Genomic DNA, 3,289 nt, shown 5'->3' with positions numbered 1-3,289 from the left:
TCAGAGGGCTTGAGGATGAAGGCGTTGCCGGTAGCGATCGCCATCGGAGCCATCCACAGCGGCACCATCACCGGGAAATTGAAGGGCGTGATGCCCGCCACTACACCCAGCGGCTCGCGGAAGGAGAACACGTCGATGCCGGTGGAAACCTGGTCCGAATAGTCACCCTTGAGCAGCTGCGGGATACCGCAGGCGAACTCGACCACCTCCAGGCCCCGGGCGATCTCGCCCTTCGCATCGGAGAGGACCTTGCCGTGCTCGGCTGTGATCAGCTCAGCGAGTTCGTCAACATGCAATGCCACCAGTTCGCGGAACTTGAACAGCACCGCCGTGCGTTTGGCCAAGGAAATGTCACCCCACGTCTCCGCGGCCTTCTCGGCCGCGGCGACGGCAGTGTCCAGGTCTGCCTGGTTCGCAATCCGGAGCTCACCCGACACCTGGCCGGTGGCCGGGTTGTACACCGGTCGGGTGCTGTCACCCGTACCGGCGGACTCGCGTCCGTTGATGAAGTGGTTGATCAGGGTCAGTGTCGCTGTTGACATGGTTAACGCAGTTTTTCCTTAGAAAGTGAGGGAGGGCTCAGCATTCGGTACAAAGCCCAGGGACTTGTCCACGACGTTTTCCAGTGGTTCGCCGTTGCAGTACCGCTTCAGGTTGTCCACGAAGAGCTTGGCGAGATCATCGAGATAGTCCTCGGTGTCCCCGCTCATATGCGGGGTAATGATGACGTTCTCCAAGCTCCACAGCGGATGCCCCTCCGGCAGCGGCTCCGGGTCGACAACGTCCAGGGCAGCACCGGCGATGGAGCCCGATTTCAGCGCGTGAGTCAGCGCAGCAGTATCCACCAGCTGGCCCCGGCCGACGTTGATGAGCCGCGATGAAGGCTTCATTGCGGCAAGCACTTCTCCGTCGACCAGTCCCCTGGTATCGGTGGTCAGCGGTGCCGCCAGGACGACGTAGTCGTACGCACCCGCCACTTTGGACAGCTCACGGGACGAGTGGATCTGATCGAAGTCTGCATCCCCCGGCCGGCTGCTCCGGCCGGCGCCGTCCACCTCCATCCCGACGGCCCGGAACAGGCGGGCGATTTCGCGCCCGATCGACCCGGTGCCCACCACCAGTGCGGTCTGGCCCTGGATCTTGCGGGTGACCCTGTGCTGCCAGCGCTGTTGCTGCTGCAGCCGAAAGGAACCCTGCGCGTCCTTGGCGATGTCCAGCACAAAGCCCAGCGTAAACTCCGCGATGGCCCGGCTGAGGACCCCGCGCGAATTCGTGTAGGTGACGTTGCTCTGGATTAGTTCATCGAACATCAGCTGGCTCACACCCGCCGCCGTAACATGCACCCACTTCAGGGTAGAGGCAGCGCCCCAGTTCTCCCTGAGCGCCGGCGAGAAGGAGTGCCACTGATACAGCACGTCCGCACCGTCCATGGCCTTCGCCAGGCCATCAGCCTTGGTCAGCCGGACCTCTGCGAGCTCCTCAACCTCTGCCAGCCGCGGCGGTAAAGCCTCCCGATACAGCGCCGCAACAACCGGGCGCCGGCCACCCATTGCACTGCTCATGCGGAAATCCCGGCTGTGGCTGTCGGTGAGTTCTCCCCCAGGCCCAGAATCTTCTGCCTGGGGGGCTCTCCAAGGTTGATGATGGTGTTTTTCGGTTCGGTCATCTCCCGGACGGCATGCCGGACGCCTTCGCGGCCTACCCCGGATTTTTTGAACCCGCCAAAGGGCATGGAGTCGATGCGGACGTCGCTGGTCTCGTTGATGACCACGGCGCCGACGTGCAGCTTGTCCGCGATGGCCAGCGCCTGGTCGATGGACTGGGTGAAGACGCCTGCCTGCAGCCCGTACTCGGAGTCGTTCGCCGCGAGGATGGCATCCTGGACATCGTCGAACGGCAGGATGCTGACCACGGGCCCGAACACCTCATCGCGGATGACCCGGCATTCCGAGGGCACGTCCGTCAGCACGGTGGGCTCATAGTACGCCCCGCGCCGCTGGCCGCCGGCGTGCAGGGTGGCACCGGCCGCTGTGGCTTCTTCCACCCATTCCTCGACCCGCCGGGCCTCTGCCTCGGAAATCAGCGGCCCAATATCGGTGGTCCGGTCCAGCTTGGGTCCTGTCTTCAGCGACTTGGTCTCGCGGGCGGCCTGCTCCACTACCTGTTCGAAGAGCGAGGCGTGAACGTACACCCGCTGCACCGAGAGGCAGTTCTGGCCGGCCACACCAAAGGCTCCGGCCACGATCGCCGTCGCCGCGGCCTCGGGGTCCGCGTCCGCGCAGACAATCGTTGCATTGTTGCCGCCGAGTTCGGAGAGGATCTTCTTCGCCCCCGCCGCGGCGGCAATACGGTCGGCCGTGGCGGGGCCGCCCGTGAAGGAGATCAGGTCCACCCGCTCATCGGTGACAAGTGCTTCGGAAACGCCCGGTCCGGAGACGATCGCTGCAATGCGACCCGACGGGACACCCGCTTCCAGCAGTAGCTGCACCAGCGCCAGCCCGCTAAGCGGCGTGCGTCCGGAAGGCTTCAGCACGACGCCGTTGCCCCCGATCAGCGCCGGGCCCAGCTTGTGTGCCACCAGGTTCAGCGGATCATTAAACGGTGTGATGGCCGCGACGATGCCAACCGGCTTGCGGCTGTACCAGCCGATCTTGTTGGCTCCGGCCAGGCTGTCCTCAAACCCCAGGGTCTCCCCCGACAGCTCCTCGGACGCCGCGGCGGAAAGCCGAAGGGTTTCAATGCAGCGGCGCACCTCTCGCTCGGCTTCGGAGATGGTCTTGCTGCTCTCCGCCGCGATGATCTTGGCGAACCGGGCAGACTGCTCGCCCAGAAGCAGCACAGCCCTCTCCAGGGCCTGGCGGCGGGCCCGCACCGGCCAGTCCTCTACCTGCAGGTGCCGGTGGATATGCGTGATGGCACGCTCCACGTCCCCGGCCGTGGAGCTGCAGACCCGCCCCACCAGGAAACCGTCCTGGGGGTCCCGGACTTCCAGCGTCATCTCATCGCTCTGCCACTGCCCTTCAAAGAAGGCACCTCCGGGGAGGTTGGCAACTGCTGATCGGCTGTCCCCTGTTTCCGGGCGCGCGTCATCGAGGCTTGTAAATGGCAGCATATGATCCCTTGCCTAGGTGATGTATCTGGTTAATCTGAAGCCGGGCAGCCGATTGATTCGGCTGCCCGGCTTTTCAGGGTGTTACTTGACTCGGTCGATGATCTTGGCGGCGGCCCCGATGAAGGGCAGGAACCAGGGCGGGCCGAAGTGTCCGGGTACGGGCGGGTTTTTGAGGTC

Annotated in this window: 3 protein-coding genes; all 3 read right to left on the bottom strand. The window is 64.7% G+C overall.

Going from position 1 to position 3,289, the window contains the following annotated elements; translation table 11 throughout:
* Positions 1-542, bottom strand: a 542-nt coding sequence (locus ACIP90_RS21320; RefSeq protein WP_400581760.1) for an aldehyde dehydrogenase family protein, incomplete at its 3' end; no start/stop codon positions are given.
* Between the two features lie 18 nt (positions 543-560).
* Positions 561-1,562: a D-2-hydroxyacid dehydrogenase gene (locus ACIP90_RS21315; protein ID WP_400581759.1), complete on the bottom strand. Its 1,002-nt coding sequence runs from the start codon at positions 1,560-1,562 to the stop codon at positions 561-563.
* Positions 1,559-3,112 carry an aldehyde dehydrogenase family protein gene (locus tag ACIP90_RS21310; protein ID WP_400581757.1) on the bottom strand — a complete coding sequence of 518 codons (1,554 nt, stop codon included), beginning with the start codon at positions 3,110-3,112 and terminating at the stop codon, positions 1,559-1,561. Before ACIP90_RS21310 ends, ACIP90_RS21315 begins: the two co-directional genes overlap by 4 nt.
* Between the last annotated feature and the right edge of the window lie 177 nt (positions 3,113-3,289).

Source organism: Arthrobacter sp. NPDC093139, assembly GCF_044754165.1.
Lineage (GTDB): Bacteria > Actinomycetota > Actinomycetes > Actinomycetales > Micrococcaceae > Arthrobacter.
Note: the sequence above shows the minus strand (reverse complement) of the source record. Positions and strands in the feature narration are given on the sequence as shown.